This window comes from Streptomyces sp. NPDC051173, assembly GCF_040689515.1.
GTDB lineage: Bacteria > Actinomycetota > Actinomycetes > Streptomycetales > Streptomycetaceae > Streptomyces.
In genome coordinates, this window is record NZ_JBFBBD010000035.1 from 1 (window position 1) to 15,331 (window position 15,331).

Annotated in this window: 18 protein-coding genes; 9 read left to right on the forward strand and 9 right to left on the reverse strand. The window is 70.6% G+C overall.

Going from position 1 to position 15,331, the window contains the following annotated elements:
* Positions 1-326: 326 nt before the first annotated feature.
* Positions 327-1,265 (reverse strand): helix-turn-helix transcriptional regulator, encoded by a 939-nt coding sequence (locus AB0435_RS19425; protein ID WP_366006098.1) that lies wholly within the window; start codon positions 1,263-1,265, stop codon positions 327-329.
* A 218-nt stretch (positions 1,266-1,483) separates the two neighbouring features.
* Here AB0435_RS19425 and AB0435_RS19430 point away from each other — a divergent pair, with 218 nt between their 5' ends.
* The 3 genes from AB0435_RS19430 to AB0435_RS19440 all read left to right on the forward strand — a co-directional run bounded on the left by AB0435_RS19430 (position 1,484) and on the right by AB0435_RS19440 (position 4,662).
* Entirely contained in the window at positions 1,484-2,809 is a 1,326-nt protein-coding gene (locus AB0435_RS19430; RefSeq protein WP_366006130.1) for an MFS transporter, read from the forward strand.
* Between the two features lie 199 nt (positions 2,810-3,008).
* Complete coding sequence (locus AB0435_RS19435; protein ID WP_366006099.1) at positions 3,009-4,013, forward strand: aldo/keto reductase; 1,005 nt, start codon at positions 3,009-3,011, stop codon at positions 4,011-4,013.
* Between the two features lie 64 nt (positions 4,014-4,077).
* Complete coding sequence (locus AB0435_RS19440; protein WP_366006100.1) at positions 4,078-4,662, forward strand: TetR family transcriptional regulator; 585 nt, start codon at positions 4,078-4,080, stop codon at positions 4,660-4,662.
* A 343-nt stretch (positions 4,663-5,005) separates the two neighbouring features.
* On the opposite strand, the gene AB0435_RS19445 is transcribed toward AB0435_RS19440, so the two are convergent.
* Positions 5,006-5,323, reverse strand: coding sequence for a DUF6415 family natural product biosynthesis protein (locus AB0435_RS19445; protein WP_366006101.1), 318 nt, complete (start codon positions 5,321-5,323; stop codon positions 5,006-5,008).
* 321 nt (positions 5,324-5,644) lie between these two features.
* Between AB0435_RS19445 and AB0435_RS19450 the strand changes: the two genes are divergently transcribed.
* The 5 genes from AB0435_RS19450 to AB0435_RS19470 all read left to right on the forward strand — a co-directional run bounded on the left by AB0435_RS19450 (position 5,645) and on the right by AB0435_RS19470 (position 10,188).
* Positions 5,645-6,721 (forward strand): site-specific integrase, encoded by a 1,077-nt coding sequence (locus AB0435_RS19450; RefSeq protein WP_366006102.1) that lies wholly within the window; start codon positions 5,645-5,647, stop codon positions 6,719-6,721.
* The gene (locus tag AB0435_RS19455) at positions 6,718-7,041 is read left to right on the forward strand and encodes a helix-turn-helix transcriptional regulator (RefSeq protein ID WP_366006103.1); all 324 of its coding nucleotides are present in this window, start codon (positions 6,718-6,720) and stop codon (positions 7,039-7,041) included. Before AB0435_RS19450 ends, AB0435_RS19455 begins: the two co-directional genes overlap by 4 nt.
* A gap of 5 nt (positions 7,042-7,046) precedes the next feature.
* Positions 7,047-8,342, forward strand: a complete 1,296-nt coding sequence (locus AB0435_RS19460; RefSeq protein WP_366427504.1) for a hypothetical protein — start codon at positions 7,047-7,049, stop codon at positions 8,340-8,342.
* Positions 8,343-8,353: 11 nt separating this feature from the next.
* Positions 8,354-9,181: a methyltransferase domain-containing protein gene (locus AB0435_RS19465; RefSeq protein WP_366006105.1), complete on the forward strand. Its 828-nt coding sequence runs from the start codon at positions 8,354-8,356 to the stop codon at positions 9,179-9,181.
* A gap of 335 nt (positions 9,182-9,516) precedes the next feature.
* Positions 9,517-10,188, forward strand: a complete 672-nt coding sequence (locus tag AB0435_RS19470) for a hypothetical protein (RefSeq protein ID WP_366427505.1) — start codon at positions 9,517-9,519, stop codon at positions 10,186-10,188.
* 3 nt (positions 10,189-10,191) lie between these two features.
* Here the strand turns inward: AB0435_RS19470 and AB0435_RS19475 are convergent, their stop codons facing one another.
* The 7 genes from AB0435_RS19475 to AB0435_RS19505 form a co-directional block, all read right to left on the reverse strand.
* Positions 10,192-10,398: a Tn3 family transposase gene (locus AB0435_RS19475; RefSeq protein ID WP_366427506.1), complete on the reverse strand. Its 207-nt coding sequence runs from the start codon at positions 10,396-10,398 to the stop codon at positions 10,192-10,194.
* A gap of 58 nt (positions 10,399-10,456) precedes the next feature.
* On the reverse strand, positions 10,457-10,996 hold the full coding sequence (locus tag AB0435_RS19480; RefSeq protein WP_366006108.1) for a hypothetical protein: 540 nt from the start codon (positions 10,994-10,996) through the stop codon (positions 10,457-10,459).
* Positions 10,993-11,937, reverse strand: a complete 945-nt coding sequence (locus tag AB0435_RS19485; protein WP_366006109.1) for a site-specific integrase — start codon at positions 11,935-11,937, stop codon at positions 10,993-10,995. The genes AB0435_RS19480 and AB0435_RS19485 overlap by 4 nt, the downstream gene beginning before the upstream one ends.
* A complete protein-coding gene (locus AB0435_RS19490; RefSeq protein WP_366006110.1) occupies positions 11,904-12,188 on the reverse strand; it encodes a hypothetical protein in 285 nt (94 codons plus the stop codon). The genes AB0435_RS19485 and AB0435_RS19490 overlap by 34 nt, the downstream gene beginning before the upstream one ends.
* Positions 12,181-12,543, reverse strand: a complete 363-nt coding sequence (locus tag AB0435_RS19495) for a hypothetical protein (protein WP_366006111.1) — start codon at positions 12,541-12,543, stop codon at positions 12,181-12,183. Before AB0435_RS19495 ends, AB0435_RS19490 begins: the two co-directional genes overlap by 8 nt.
* Before the next feature lie 180 nt (positions 12,544-12,723).
* Positions 12,724-13,368 carry a response regulator transcription factor gene (locus tag AB0435_RS19500; protein ID WP_366006112.1) on the reverse strand — a complete coding sequence of 215 codons (645 nt, stop codon included), beginning with the start codon at positions 13,366-13,368 and terminating at the stop codon, positions 12,724-12,726.
* The gene (locus AB0435_RS19505) at positions 13,356-14,615 is read right to left on the reverse strand and encodes a histidine kinase (protein ID WP_366427507.1); all 1,260 of its coding nucleotides are present in this window, start codon (positions 14,613-14,615) and stop codon (positions 13,356-13,358) included. Before AB0435_RS19505 ends, AB0435_RS19500 begins: the two co-directional genes overlap by 13 nt.
* Positions 14,616-14,833: 218 nt before the next feature.
* Here AB0435_RS19505 and AB0435_RS19510 point away from each other — a divergent pair, with 218 nt between their 5' ends.
* Positions 14,834-15,325 (forward strand): hypothetical protein, encoded by a 492-nt coding sequence (locus AB0435_RS19510; protein ID WP_366006114.1) that lies wholly within the window; start codon positions 14,834-14,836, stop codon positions 15,323-15,325.
* Positions 15,326-15,331 lie beyond the last annotated feature (6 nt).

Below are 15,331 nucleotides of genomic sequence, written 5' to 3' on the forward strand. Positions count from 1 at the left end.
GGTGCCCCCAACGGGCTGAAAAGAAAGAGCGGCGCACCCGGCGGAAAAGGAAAAGAACGGCGTGCCCGGCGGAAAGGAGCAGAAGAGAACGGCGCACCCACCGGCCTTCAACTTGCCCACCGGCGGAGGGGGTGGGGCCGGAGGGTGGGGTTCTGGAACGCGGTGCGTTGTCAGGGCACTCAATGCGCCTGACGGCGCCACGCACCGCGTTCCAGGTCCTCAGCCCGGAGGCCACACCCCCGGCACCCACCACCCCAGCCCGGCCGGCGATTGAGGCCACGCCCGAAGGGCGTCCAGGCCCCAGCCACACACAAACCCGCACCCCCCTACCCGTACACCTCCCGCAACCGCTCCAACCTCCCCCGCGACTCCTCATCCGCCGGCGTATAAGTGAGAAGCTTCGAGCCCGCGTTCGGCCCCAGCCACAGCGCCGTGTAGTCGAGACGCAGCAGCCCCACCCGCGACTGGCGGAACGCCTTCGTGCGGGTCGCGAAGCGGACCACCTCGTGCCGTTCCCAGATCTCGCGGAACTCCGCGGATCCCTCCTGGAGCCGCCGCAGGAGGCACTTCCAGGCGGGATCCGCGAGGTGCTCGGCCATCGACGCGCGGAACTTGGCGGCCATGATCCGGACCGACTCCTCGCGGTCGACGAGGCTGGCGCACCAGTCGGGGTTCATGAAGGCGAGCCACATGCAGTTGCGCTCCTCCCGGGGGAGGGCGTCGAGGTCGCACATCAGGTGCCCGTAGGGGCGGTTGTAGGCGAGGATGTCGTACCGCGCGTTCTGGACGCAGGCGGGGAACGGCTCCAGCTGATCGAGCATCAGGCGCAGCGCGGACGGCACCCCGGCGCACTCCGCGTCCGGCAGCGGATCGACGGCGCCCGCGAGGGCGAAGAGGTGGCCGCGCTCGCCGCGGTCCAGCATGAGCGCACCGGCGATGGCGTCGAGCACCTGCGCGGAGACCTTGATGTCGCGCGCCTGCTCCAGCCACGTGTACCAGGTGACGCCGACGGCGGCGAGGTGGGCGACCTCCTCGCGGCGCAGGCCGGGGGTGCGGCGGCGGGGGCCGCGCGGGAGGCCCGCCTGTTCGGGGGTGATGCGTTCCCGGCGGCTGCGCAGGAAGGCGGCGAGCTCACCGCGCCGTACGTCGTCCGCCGAGGCCGCCGGGACTGCCGAAGCGGCCGGGACCGCCGGGGCGGCCGGCGCTGTCGGGGCCGTCGGCGCTGTCGGGGCCGTCGCCCCTCGTTCGTGCACCATCGTGGTCATGGCTCCAGGATGCCGGATCCATAAGCCGGTTGGCAGGTATTTCTTGTACCAGGATAAGGAGACTCTGGTACCCGTCTGAGCGAGCGGGCATCGTCTCCTGCGTGAGCCAAACCCGAATATCCCCGATCGCCCCGGCGGCCGCCGCCGTCACCCCTGAACCGACCCCCGCCCTCAGCCCCTTGGGGCTCTTCACCGTGCTCGTCGGCGCGGCCCTGCCGATGGTCGACTTCTTCATCGTCAACGTCGCCCTCCCCACCATCGACCGCGATCTGCACGCGGGCCCGGCGCTGCTGGAGATGGTCGTGGGCGGCTACGGCGTCGCGTACGCCGTCCTGCTCGTGCTCGGCGGCCGGCTGGGCGACATGATCGGCCGGCGGCGGCTGTTCCTGTGGGGTACGGCCGCATTCGGGGTGACGTCCGTGGCCTGCGGGCTGGCACCGGACGCCTGGACGCTGGTCGCCGCCCGGGTGGCGCAGGGCGCCGCGTCCGCGCTGATGCTGCCTCAGGTGCTCGCCACGATCCAGGCCACGACGCGCGGGAAGCACCGCGCCAGGGCGCTGAGCCTGTACGGCGGTACGGCCGGGGTCGCCAGCGCGGTCGGCCAGGTGCTCGGCGGCGTGCTGGTGTCCGTCGACGTCGCGGGCACCGGCTGGCGCTCGATCTTCCTGGTGAACGCGCCGATCGCGGTGGTCGCGCTGCTGCTGGCGGTGCGTACGGTGCCGGAGACGCGTTCGGAGCACCCGACGCGGGTGGACGGGCGCGGCACGGTGCTGCTGTCGCTGACGCTGGTGACGCTGCTGCTGCCGCTGACGGAGGGCCGGGCGGCGGGCTGGCCGGTGTGGTCGTGGGTGCTGCTGGCCGTCTTCCCGGTGGCGGCGGTGGCGTTCGTGCTGGTGGAGCGGCGTGAGGAGGCGGCCGGGCGGACGCCGCTGGTGCCGCCGTCGCTGCTGCGGATCCGCTCGGTGCGCGGCGGGCTGGCGCTGCTGGTGCCCTTCTCGCTCGGCTGGGGCGGCTACATGTTCGTCATCGCGGTGGCCCTGCAGGAGGGCCTGCGGCTGGGGCCGCTGGCCGCGGGGCTGGCGCTGCTGCCGCTGTGCGTGACGTTCTTCGCCGGTTCGCTGCTCGGGCCGCGGCTGGCGGCGCGGTACGGCGGCCGGGTGATCGCCGCCGGGACGCTGATCCAGGGCGTCGGCGTGCTGTCGGTGGCCGCGACCTTCTACTGGGGCTGGGACGGTCTGGGCGCGTGGGGCCTGGCGCCCGGGCTGGCCGTGCAGGGGCTGGGGCAGGGGCTGCTCCTCCCGCTGACGCTGCGCGTCGTGCTGAGCGAGGTGCCGGTGGCGCAGGCGGGGGTCGGCGGCGGGGTGATGGTGACCACGCAGCAGTCGTTCATGGCTCTGGGGGTGGCGACGCTGGGGTCGCTCTTCCTCTCGCTGGCGCCGTCGGCGGGGATGCGGGACGCGCTGGCGGTGACCTTGGCGGTGCAACTGGTGGCAGTGGCCGTGTCGGTCCTGCTGAGCCTGCGACTGCCGCGCACGATGGCCTGAAATCGCCCCTGGGGCGCCTTCGGGCCCGGAGGTGAGGGGCGAGAGTGCACATGGACTGACAGATATTGAAATCTGTCAGTCCATGTGCCACTCTTCTGGTGTGCCCTTCTCCGGGCTGCCCCTTCCGGGAGCCGCCCGCGAGGCGGCCCTTCCCCAGGCCTCCCCCAGACCTCCCCCAGCCCTCACGAAGGAGTCCCCCGTGCAGCACCGCACCCTCGGCACCACCGGCCCCCAGGTATCCGCTCTCGGCCTCGGCGCGATGGGCATGTCCGCCCTCTACGGCGAGGCCGACCGCGCCGAGTCGATCGCCACGATCCACGCCGCCCTCGACGCGGGCGTCACGCTGATCGACACCGGCGACTTCTACGGCATGGGCCACAACGAACTGCTCATCGACGAAGCGCTGCGCACCGCCCCCGCGGGCACCCGCGAACGGGCCCTCACCAGCGTCAAGTTCGGCGCCCTGCGCACCGTCGAGGGCGGCTTCACCGGAGTCGACGGCAGCCCCAATGCCGTCAAGAACTTCGCCGCCTACTCGCTCCAGCGCCTCGGCACCGACCACATCGACATCTACCGCCTCGCCCGCCTCGACCCGGACGTCCCGATCGAGGAGACCATCGGCGCCATCGCGGAGCTCGTCGAGGCCGGGCACGTCCGGCACATCGGCCTCTCCGAGGTGAACTCCGAGACCATCCGCCGGGCCGCCGCCGTCGCCCCGATCTCCGACCTCCAGATCGAGTACTCCCTGATCTCGCGCGGCATCGAGGACGACATCCTGCCCACCCTCCGCGAGCTGGGCATCGGCGTCACCGCGTACGGCGTGCTCTCCCGCGGCCTGATCAGCGGCCACTTCGCCCGCGACCGGCAGCTCGCCGCGAACGACTTCCGCGGCATGAGCCCGCGCTTCCAGGGCGAGAACCTCCGGCACAACCTGGACCTCGTCGACGCGCTCCGCGAGATCGCCGGGTCCAAGGGCGCCACCGTCGCCCAGACCGCCATCGCCTGGGTCCTCTCGCGCGGCGAGGACATCGTCCCCCTCGTCGGCGCCCGTCGCCGCGACCGCCTCACCGAGGCGCTCGGCGCGCTCGACGTCCAGCTGGACGAGGCCGACCTCGCCGCCATCGAGCGGGCCGTCCCGGCCGGCGCGGCCGCGGGCGACCGCTACCCCGCGGACCAGATGGCCCATCTCGACAGCGAGAAGTGAGCGGGTACGGTCACTACGGGGGCTCCCCCGCGCCCCCGTACCCCAGCGAAAGGCCGTACGCCCGATGCCGCCCGAGACCCTGACCCCCGCCCGCATCCTCGAGACCACCGAGGACGTGCTGCGCCGCTACGGCCCGGCCAAGGCCACCGTGGTCGACGTGGCGCGGGCCCTGGGTGTCAGTCACGGCAGCGTCTACCGCCACTTCGGCAGCAAGGCCGCCCTCCGCGAGGCGGTGACCCAGCGCTGGCTCGACCAGTCGCACACCACGCTGTCCGCCTTCGCCGACGCGGCGGGCCCCGCCGAGCCGCGCCTGCGGCAGTGGCTCGCCGGCCTCTTCACCGCCAAGCGGCACAAGGCGGGCGACGACCCCGAGCTCTTCGCCACCTACATGGTCCTCGTCGGCGAGAACAGCGCCGTCGTCGACCGCCACGTCGAAACGATGATCGAGCAGCTCGCCCGCATCGTCTCCGACGGGATGGCGACCGGCGAGTTCGCCACGGTGGATCCCACCACGACGGCGCGGGCCGTCTGGGACGCGACGAACCGCTTCCACGATCCGGCGTATGCGGCGGAGTGGTCCCGGCCGGAGATCGATGGGGCGTTCTCGGCGGTGTGCGACTTGGTGGTGCGGGGGTTGGGGCCTGCGTAGCCCTTGTCGGGTGCGGGTTGTTCTTTGCCTGGGGTGGGGTGGCCTGCGGGCGGGGCTCGCGTTGTCGGGTGCGGGTCCGTTCGCGCCTGCGGCGAGCGGCCTCAATCGCCGGCCGGGCTGGGTTTGTGGCTGGACCGGGGGTGTGACCTCCGGGCTGAGGACCTGGAACGCGGTGCGGGCGCCCTGATCCGTCTTGAGTGCCCTGACGACGCACCGCGTTCCAGAACCCCACCCTCCGGCCCCACCCCCTCCGCCGGAGGGCAAGTGCGGGGCCGTGTTTCAGCCCGTGGGGGCGCCTCCCAGCAGTAGCTGGGGGAGTTCGCGGATGCCGTGCGAAGTGCGCTCACCGGCATTGGCCGACAAGCGCCCGGCAGACGTGGGCAAGGTTGTCCACGTGCTCGGCGGCGGAGCGCAGCCCCGCGCCGGGCCCGTCGAGGAGCACGGCCCGGGCGCGGACGAGCGTGAATCGGCGCAGGGCCCAGTCCTTGCTCCCGGGGCGCATGTGGGCGCTCTGCGCGTCGATGACGGGCAGCAGGGCGTGAATGTGGCGGCGGAGGGCCACCTCCAGCTCTTTGAGCTCTGTGTGCGTCGGCAGTACGGGAGTTGTGAGGGCCCGCTCGATGGTGCGGTTGATCTGGCCGGCGTCGATGAGGTCGGGCATGGGGTTCCTCGCCATTCGATGGTGATTCCGCCTTGGTGGAGCCATCGTGCCGAGGACAAGGGGGGTGGTTACCCACAAAAAGTGGGGATGATTCTCCGCTGTTCCGCTTGACCGGCGGTCATACGCCCGCCCACGGGTGAGCAATAGTCCCCGAGTTCCGTGTTCGTCCACAGCTCCCTGGCACGACTGAGAGTGCCTGGACCTGGGCCTGTTACCTCGTTCGGGTGACTGCTGGCCGTTCTGACCCAACCTCGCCCGTAGTGCGCAAGCCTCATCCTTGTCGGGATTCCTTCAGCCTGGGTGAAGTCGTGGAGGCGTGGGTTGGCTCTGGCCGTAGTGCGCGATCTGCACGAGTACCGGGCGCCGGTGAGCGCGGAGGAGCTCGCCGAGTTCGAGACCGACGTGCTGGCGGGGTTCGTTCTCGCCAGGGCTTCCGCCGGTCTGGTCGACAGCACGATCCGCAACGACACCAACCATCTGGAGCTGATCCGGGACTGGTTCGGCCGTCCGCTATGGGAGATGGAGCCGTCCGACGCCGACGTCTATTTCGGCAAGGTGCTTCGCGACGCCAAGCCGTCGACGCGGACCGGGCGGGCCGGTGCGCTGGCGGTGTTCTTCCAGTTCCTTGAGCTGCGGCACAAGGTCGAGCTGCACAACCTCACCGGCCGTGTGGTCGAGTGCCCGCTGGATGAGATGAACCGGCCGCGGGCCTCGGTGGAACCGCAGCTGCGGATCCCGCCCAGCGAAGCGGAGATCGAGGCGCTGTTCGCAGGATGGCGCGAGGAGTTGGTGACCTGCCGCAAGTTCGGTCCGGCCGCCCGCAATTATGCGGTGGCCCGGCTGGCGGCGGACGTGGGACTGCGGATCAACGAGGCACGGATGCTCGACCTGGACGACGTCCGGTGGGAGCTGGGGCGGTTCGGCAAGCTCAACGTCCGGCACGGCAAGGGATCCCGGAGGCGTGGGCCGAAGCCACGGCTGGTGCCGCTGATCAACGGCGCCGACCGCAACCTGCGGTGGTTCATCGAGGACGTGTGGGGCCACTTCGACGCCGACCACACCCGGCCGGGCGCCCCGCTGTTCCCCTCCGAGCGCAGGAACCGGGACGGCTCCTGCTCGCGGGCGACCGCCGACGTCTTCCGCCGCTCGCTGGCCGATGCCGCCGCCCAGCACCTGCCCACCTGGGCCGGGAAGCTCACCCCGCACGTGCTGCGGCACTTCTGCGCCTCCCAGCTCTATCTCGCCGGCATGACCTTGTTCGCCATCCAGGAACTATTAGGGCATACCTGGACAGGAACCACGGCCCGGTATATCCACGTCCACGGCACCCATGTCGAAGACGCCTGGGTCACCGGACAGCAGCGCGCCACCGACCGATGGAAAGGACTGGCCCAGTGAAGTGGAACCTCCGCCTGGCGGCCGCCAACCGCGGCATCTGGAAGGCCAGCGAACTCCAGCGGATGCTCGCCGAACGCGGCGTGGTGATCAGCGCGGGAAAGATGTCGGGCCTGTGGTCCGGCCGGCCGAACACCGTCAAGCTCGACGAGCTGGACGTCATCTGCGCCGTGCTCGGCTGCGGTGTCGAGGAACTGCTCCTGCCCGAGCCGGAGCGAGTGCCGGCCCCGGAGCCAGCGGCGGACTCGCAGGCCACCGCAGTGGGCCAGCCCCGCGCCATCGCCCCACGTCCTCGCACCGGCAGGTCTCTGCCACCGCGATGACCTGCGTGCACTGTGGTAAGCCGCTGCCCGAAGGGTCTCGGCGCGACCGGGCGTACTGTGACAACAAGTGCCGGGGCCTGGGCTCCTACTACCGGCGCAAGGCGGGCGTCCCACCCCCGCCGCGCTGGCAGCACCCCGCCCTCACCTCGGACAACCCTGTGCTGCGGTCGGCCGCAGCCCACGCCAAGCAGCTTGGCGAGGCCAATGGATGGTCGCCGTCACTCGTGCGGTGCGCGATGGACGGCCTGACGGTGGTGCTGGGCGAGTGCCCGCCCGGCAAGCCCGTGAAGCTCACCGAAGTCCGTGCGCGAATACCGCGACACGCTTCCAGCCTTCGGGTGGCCGAGGTCCTCACCGACCTGGAGCTGTTAACAGACGACAGCGTGTTGGCGGTCCGTTCCTGGATCGAGAACCGCACTGCCGAGCTGCCCGCCGGCTTCGCCAGCGACGTCCGCGCCTGGCTGTTGGTCCTGCTCGACGGCGACAGCCGTGCCAAGCCCCGGTCCCACGCTTGCGTCTACGTCTACTTCGGCGGCGTCCGCCCGCTGCTGGAGAACTGGGCGACGGCCCGCGGGCACCTGCGCGAGATCACTCGCGCCGACGTCACGGCCGCTCTGTCGCCCTTGCGCGGATGGCAGCGGCGCAACGCCATCGCCGCTCTGCGCTCACTGTTCCGCTTCGCCAAGAAGCGCGGCCTGATCTTCGCCAACCCCGCCACCCGCCTCAGGGTGGAAGACATCCCACGCAGCCTGCTGCCGATGACCGACGCCGAAGTGCTTGCCGTCCAACGGATCGCTGTCACCCCGGCGCAACGGCTGATCGTCTCCCTGGCCGCCGTCCACGCCGCCCGCGCCACCGCCATCCGCCGTCTCACACTGGACGACCTCGACCTGCCCAACCGTAGGATCACCATCGCCGGACACGGCCAACGGCTCGGCGAACTGCCCCACCAGACCCTGCTGGCCTGGCTCGACCAGCGCCGGGCCACCTGGCCGAAGACCCCCAACCGGCACGTCCTGATCAACGCGAAGACCGCCCTGGGAACCGGGCCCGTCAGCCCCGAATACCTCAAGCGGCACCTACTGCACCAGGGCGTCTACCTCGAACGCATCCGCGGCGACCGGGTCCTGCACGAAGCACTGACCGTCGGCGCCGACCCGCTGCACCTCGCCCTGGTCTTCAACCTGTCCCATACCACCGCGAGCAGCTACGCGGCCATCGCCCAGAACCTGCTCGACGACACGGCTGCTGTCGAGGAGCTGCCGTTAAACCAGTGGCGTCCCCGTCGACGAACCTCATAGCTTGTGCACTCGTGACTGACGCTCCGAAGATGCGCCCGAATCCACACGACCTCGGCCTGGTGTTCAACGAGGTGCCGGAGCTGTACGACCGGGTCCGGCCGGGATACCCCGACGAGCTGTTCGCGGACCTTGTCGCCGTTACCGGCGTGGCCGACAGGTCGTCGGTGCTGGAGGTGGGCTGCGGAACCGGTCAGGCGACGCGCTCGCTGGCAGCACTCGAATGCTCAGTGACCGCCATCGAGCCGGGCGCAGACATGGCCGCACTCGCTCGCCAACGGATGGCCTCCTTCCGTAACGTCGCAGTTGAGACGTCGAGGTTCGAGGAGTGGGACGACCGCGGTCGACGCTTCGATGCTCTCGTGGCTGCGTCGTCGTGGCACTGGGTCGACCCGTCGATCGGCTGGCAGCGGGCGCACGACGTGCTCCATCCCGGAGGCTGGATGGCGCTGCTCGGCCATGTCGTTGTCCGTCGGCAGGGAGAGCCGGAGGTGTACGCCGAGACCGCCGATCTCCACGAGCGGTTCTGCCCCGGGAACCCCGGCTGGGGTCATCCTCCCCTGGAGGACGACGTGCGCACCACCGACGAGGGCTGGGGCCTGGTCGACGATCCCGGCGGATTGTTCGGCCCAACGATCGTGCGCTGGTACCCGACCGTTCAGTGGTTCAACGGAGACGGCTTTGCCGATCACCTTCGCTCCTTGTCGCTGTACCGGAGGCTCGACCGCGACGTCCGTGAGCCCCTGCTCGACGCCGTAGCCGAGCGCATCCGCACGCGGATGGGCGACCGAGCGTCACGCCGATATCTGAGCGTCCTCCGTGTCGGACAGCGCGCCCAGTGAGCCCAGTGGTGAAGGGCCTGCCGATTCAGCGGCAACGGACCCACCGCACTTTCACGCCTGCCTGCCGGAAACGCCGTGGGTTCCCGGTGAAAGCACCTCAGTCACGCTGAACTCACGGCCGACGTGCCGTTAACGAGCGGCGAACCAGGCGACAAGTAACCCGCCAGTAGCTTTCGGATCGAAGGTGCCGCGCTGATCCCCCGGATGCCGGAGTACCCGCACCGGCTCTCGTGCCGTTGTGGTGAGAGATGCCGACGCGGAGGACGACGATGGGGCGGATCAAGAAGCAGCGTGCCGAGCGGGACGCACGCCGTCAGTCTGGGGCACGGCCAGCGGTGGCCCCGCCGTTCCCGCAGGCCGAGATGGAGCGTGTCCTGCGCGCCTGGGACCGGGCGGTGGACACCGGGCTTATGGAGAGTGGCACGGAGACGAAGTACCACTTCACCCCGGACGGCAAGGTGCTGTCGGTCGCGGTGGGCAAGAGCGGGCAGGTACTGGCCAACGGAGAGCGGCTCGCCCCGTCGGTGGCCGAGCGGCTGCGGAGGGAGATGCCGCTGCTGGCCAGGATGGTCACGTTCTACGAGAACAACCAGCTCGCCGGCCGCGGCCTGGACGGTGCGCCTGAGGACGGAGTGATGCCTCTGCCCACCGCACCCGCCCCGGGGCTGATGCCCCCATTGGACGAGAAGGCGCTGGCCGACGCCCAGGCCGCCACCGCAGTGCTCGTTCGCCAGGGCAAGGTATCCGAGCCGGTAGGCGCGATGGTCATCCCAGCCCAGCGTGGCGTGCTGTTCGCGGTCGGCGGCCGGGACGGCGAGCTGTACGTCAACGGCCGCGCGCTCACCCGGCAGTGGGCCAACGACCTGCGAGCTGAGGTGCCGGACCTGGCCTCGGATGTCGATCGCCTTCAGGCCATGCGTGCGGAGTGGCTGGACTCCCCGCCCGAGGACCGCAAGCTGGCGCTGGCTGGCGGCTGCACCGACCCGAACTGCCGGACCTCACACTGACCGTCACGCGGCGGCCGGCTCCGGCTCGGGGTCCGGCTCCTGGGGTACGGGATGGGCGAGCTGAAGGCGGCTGCCCATGTTCAGCCGTACCTCGCCGTAGGGCTGAATGTGCATCCAGAACAGCGGGGTCAGAGCCCGCTTGTCCTCGTCGGTGAGGACGTCGGCCCATTCGGGGTCGGCGAGCATGTCCTGGATCATCAGGGTGTTCACGAATTCTCTGAACTTCGGGTTGAGGCCTGCGGGCAGCGTCTGATCGGCCAGCAGCGTGTCAAGGCAGGAGTCGGCGGGTTTCGGTCCAGAGGAGAAGTTGATCTCGTGTTGGGCCGGGCCGCAGGTGGTCGGCGAGCCTGTTCAGATGGGACGTCAGGTTCTTGTGTCGCCGGAGCTCGCGGACCTGCTCGATGGGAAGGTCACGCCAGTGGCTGGCGAGAGCGCTGGCTTGTGGTGGTGTGAGAGCCAATGCGTCGAGTGTGTCGGACGCCAACTTCTCGGGGCTCCAGTTGGGATCCTGGTCGTCGGGACCGAGACGGTCGATGACCCACATTCGGAGCATGAAGTCCTGTTGGACCTCGCGCGCTGGATCTCCCGGACCGTCACCGTGTATGCGCCGGTTCGCCAGCAGTGACAGCTTGGCCCACTGTCGACGGGCTTCCTGCGGTTGGTCGGAGCAGTAGGCGTGTTGCTGTGCGACGATACGTACTGCTTCAAGCTGCGAGCTGTGGGCGTCCATTGTGAACGCTTGAAGGCGCTCGATCGGCCAGGTGCTGAGATCGTTCCCCGGTTCTTCCTGATCTGCGCCAGTGCTCAACGATCCTCGCTCCTGGTCGTAGGAATGCCGAGACCGACGACGGTTCGCTGGCGGGAACGCCGGTCGACCTGGGCGAGCTTATCCTCGGCTCCGGCGAGGCTGACCTTGAGCCCTTCGACCTCACCGAGCCAGCCTTCCTTCTCGGCTTCAGCGATCCGGTCGAGCAGGTTGTCGCGGATGGCCACGATGCGGTGCCGCTGGCTGGGGTCGGGCCGCAGTAGGCTGCATCGTAGGCAGCTGTGCTCGTGGACGCAGCTTGTTCCATAGGCGCGGCCGCAGTCGCCCAGGGCGACCCGGCGGCGTTCGAAGTGGCCAAGGAACTCCTCCCATTCCTTGTCGGTCGGGGTCCGATATTCCTCGCTGGGGCGGGTGGCGCGGCGGCGGGCGATGAACGCTCGGTGGCCGTTGATGACCTCCTCGGGATAGACCGCCTTGTAGCCCATGGTGGTGTTGATGTCGCGGTGGCCGACCACGATCTGCGCGATGTGGGGCGGCATGCCGTTCATGATCGCATCGGTGATGAACAGCCTGCGGAAGTCGTGGGGGCTGAAGGTCAGCGGCCGACCGGCAGTGTCGGTAAGTCCGGTGCGGGAGAGCGCTTCGTTGAGCAACTGCCTTATCCCGGAAGGCGGGATGGGCCGGTTCTCCACTCCGACGTGCCGTTGGAACAGCAGCGGCATCGGCGGGTTCCAGACGCGCTCGTGGCCGTCGTAGGAGAGCACGAGCGGGACGGCGCCGTTCTCGTCGCGGATCCGGCTGATGATCGTGCTGAGCACGTCGGCGAGCTCGGGGCTGATGACGAGCAGACGCTCGGCGTCGGTCTTGGACGGGGCGATGTGCAGCAGCGGGACGAGCTCCCCGGTGCCGGGCAGCCGGTACTGGACCAGGCTGTGATGGGAGAGTTCGGTCAGCTCCTCGATGCGGATTCCGGTGTGCCGCAAGGAGTCACCTGCCGAAGGTAGACGCACTCGTGACGTGGGACCACCTGATACACGAACATGCCGTCGTCGATGACTTCTTCGCGCATCGCCGGGGACCGTCCTTGGAAAGCGGAGCCTTCGAGATAGAACGTGGCAGCGGCCCGTACAAGTTCGTCCGCACGTTGCTCGACTCGGGCGATGAAGGCCAGGTTGTCGATACCGCCGATGACGTGCTCGGCGTCGGGGTCGTATTCCCAGCTCCAATCAGCCACCGATGACCGCCGCGCGGGCCTCGTTGTGGACAGCCAGAGCCTCGTCCATCGCGGCACGCCACGCGGGGTCATCCCGGTCGAGGGTGTGGATGTGCCGCTGTGCCTGGCGCATGCGGTGCGCGAGAGCCGGACGGCGTTCGATCTCGATGATCGTCGCCCACTTGAGCTGAAAGCCCTTGATGGGGCCGAACGCACCAGTTTCCGTGGCTCTGGTGAACACCATGTCACGATCGGCATGGAATTCAGGAAGGCGGTCGGGGGCGACATGGGCGAGGGCCGTCCGCAAGGCAGGGAACGTGAGGACGGGTCTCGGGATCAGGTCACCAGCGGGCGGTTCCGTGGGCTGGGCGCTCATGCGGTGGCCGCTTCCCACATGCCCGTTCCGGGGGCGACGGGGGTGTGCTTGCGGTCGGACAGGTAAGGCACGAAGGTTGTCCTTTCGCGGTCAGGGACCGGGTCTTCCACCCTACGGGACCGGGCCACGGGAAGCCTGGTAGTCCGGTGGCGCCCACCCTGGTCGCCTCATCGCCGCCCCCTACCCCACCCCCAGGAACCGCAGAACCGCCAGCACCCGCCGATGATCCGCGTCCGCGCGCGGAAGGTCCAGCTTCGACAGGATCGAGTTGATGTGCTTCGCGACAGCGGACTCGCTCACCACCAGTGCCTCCGCGATGCCCGCGTTGGACCGGCCGGAGGCCATCAGTTCCAGGACCTCGCGCTCGCGCGGGGTGAGGCGGTCCAGCGGGTCGCTGTGGCGGCGGAGCAGGAGTTGGGAGACCACTTGGGGGTCGAGCGCCGTGCCGCCGGAAGCTACGCGGCGCAGGGCGTCGATGAACTCCTCGACGTCGGCGACGCGTTCCTTCAGGAGGTAGCCGACGCCTCGTGTGTCGCCGGACAGCAGGTCGGCGGCGTACCGCTCCTCCACGTACTGGGAGAGCAGCAGGACCGCCGTGTCCGGCCACTGCCGGCGGATGACGAGGGCGGCGCGCACGCCCTCGTCCGTGAAGCCGGGCGGCATGCGGACGTCGAGGACGACGAGGTCGGGGCGGTGTTCCTCCACCGCCGTCAACACCGCTTCCGCGTCGCCCACTTCCGCGACCACGTCGAACCCGGCCGTCTCCAGGACCCGCACCAGGCCGATCCTGAGCAGGACGGAATCCTCGGCGATCACGGCGCGCACGGCAGCTCCACAGTAACGACGGTCGGGCCCCCCGTGGGGCTGCTGATCGAGAACGTGCCGTCGACCGACGCGACGCGCTTGGCCAGGCCGGCCAGCCCCGTACCACCGGAGGAGTCCGCCCCGCCCACGCCGTCGTCGGAGACGACCACGAGCAGTATCCCCCCGAACCGCTCGACGGTGACATCGGCCCGGGACGCCTGCGCGTGCTTGACGACGTTGGCGAGCGCCTCGGAGACCACGAAGTAGGCGACGGCCTCGATGGTCGGGGCGGGCCGCGAGGCGAGGTCGACGCGCAGGCGTACGGGCAGCGGCGCGCGCTCGGCGATGCCGGAGAGCGCGGCGTCGAGGCCGCGGTCCTCCAGGACGGCGGGGTGCAGGCCGCGTACGAGGTCGGACAGTTCGGTGATCGCCTCCTTGGCCTCGCGGTGCGCCTCCTCGATGACCTTGCGGGCGTCCTCGGGGAGGTCCTTCATCGTGGCCTTCGCGAGGCCGAGGTTGACGGCGAGGGAGACGAGGCGCTGCTGGGCGCCGTCGTGCAGGTCGCGCTCGATGCGGCGGCGTTCGGCGTCCGCCGCGTCGACGACGCCCGCGCGGCTCTCGGTGACCTCGGCGACGCGGATCCGGAGGAGTTCCTCGCGGCTGGGGCCGAGGCGGGTCAGCGCGGCGCGAGTGTCGAGCCGGGCGAGGGCGCGGGAGAGCCAGGCCGCGCCGTACAGCCCGGCGATCCCGGCGGCCGTGAGGTACGCCGCCCGCGTGGTGATGCCGAAGTGCTCGACGCGCACCTCCACCGGCAGGGCCCAGATCCAGACGTAGACGGTGGCGGCGGCCGCGGCGGCCGCCCACGCCAGGAGGGTGAGCGTGCCGGCGAGCGCGATCAGCGGGCCGACGAGCAGGTGGTACTGCACCTGCCGCCAGGCGGCCGGCGAGCGCAGCCACCGCTTGGCGCGCTCCGCCCGGGTGGCGCCCTCCACCCCAACCGGCCGGGGGATGTCCACGCCGAGCCGCCCGCGGAAGCGCGCGCCCTGGATCACGGTCAGCACGGGCGAGGCCAGGGCGAGCACGGCGAGCGGGACGAACACGGCGGCCAGCACGCTCAGCACCTCGGTCGGCCCGCCGGGCAGCCACGGCAGCGCGACGACGAGCAGGGCCGCGACCTGGACGAGAGCTCCGGTGGCCAGGAAGGCGGCGGCCCGGCCCGCGCCGTCGAACGGCTTGAGGAGGATCCGGGGAACGAGGGTGGTTCGCATGCTCCAAACGGTAAGGCCGCAGGTCAGGGCCGAACCATGGCACTGCTGTCCGACCTGGGGGTGTAGCTGGTGCCACCCCGGGACGGACAGCAGCACGACTGACAGCGCGGGGGCGCGCGACGGATTCTTGACGTACCGAAAACCGGCGGTACCGAAAACCGGCGTACCGAAAACCACGGACGCACCGAAGACCACAGCCGACAAGGAGCCCCGCCCCGATGAGCGTCCTCGAACTCCCCCGCCGCGCCGCCCGGCCCGCCGCCGAGGGCGACCGCACGGGCGCGCTCGCCGAGGTGGTCGAGCTGCACGGCGGCGTTCCTCCCGTCGCCCCGCGCCACCGGGGCAAGCACCTGCTGGGCCATGCCCTGGTGGTGTCCGGACTCGCCCTGCTCCCCTGGCTGTTCGTGCTCGCCACCGGCCTCCCGGCCACGACGACGGCCTCGCGATGGTCGGCCGCGTGGGTGGGGCTGGACGCGCTGGAGGCGCTCGCCCTCATCACCACGGGCCTGCTCACGGTCCGTCGCGACCACCGCCACGGGGTGGCGGCGGCCGCGACGGCGGCACTGCTCGTCATGGACGCGTGGTTCGACACGATGACGGCCGCGCCGGGCGCGGACCTCGCGTCGGCGCTGGCCATGGCGGTGGCCCTGGAGCTGCCGCTGGCCGTGGTGTGCGGGGTGCTGGCGGTACGGGCGACGTCGCGCGGCTGACCTTCC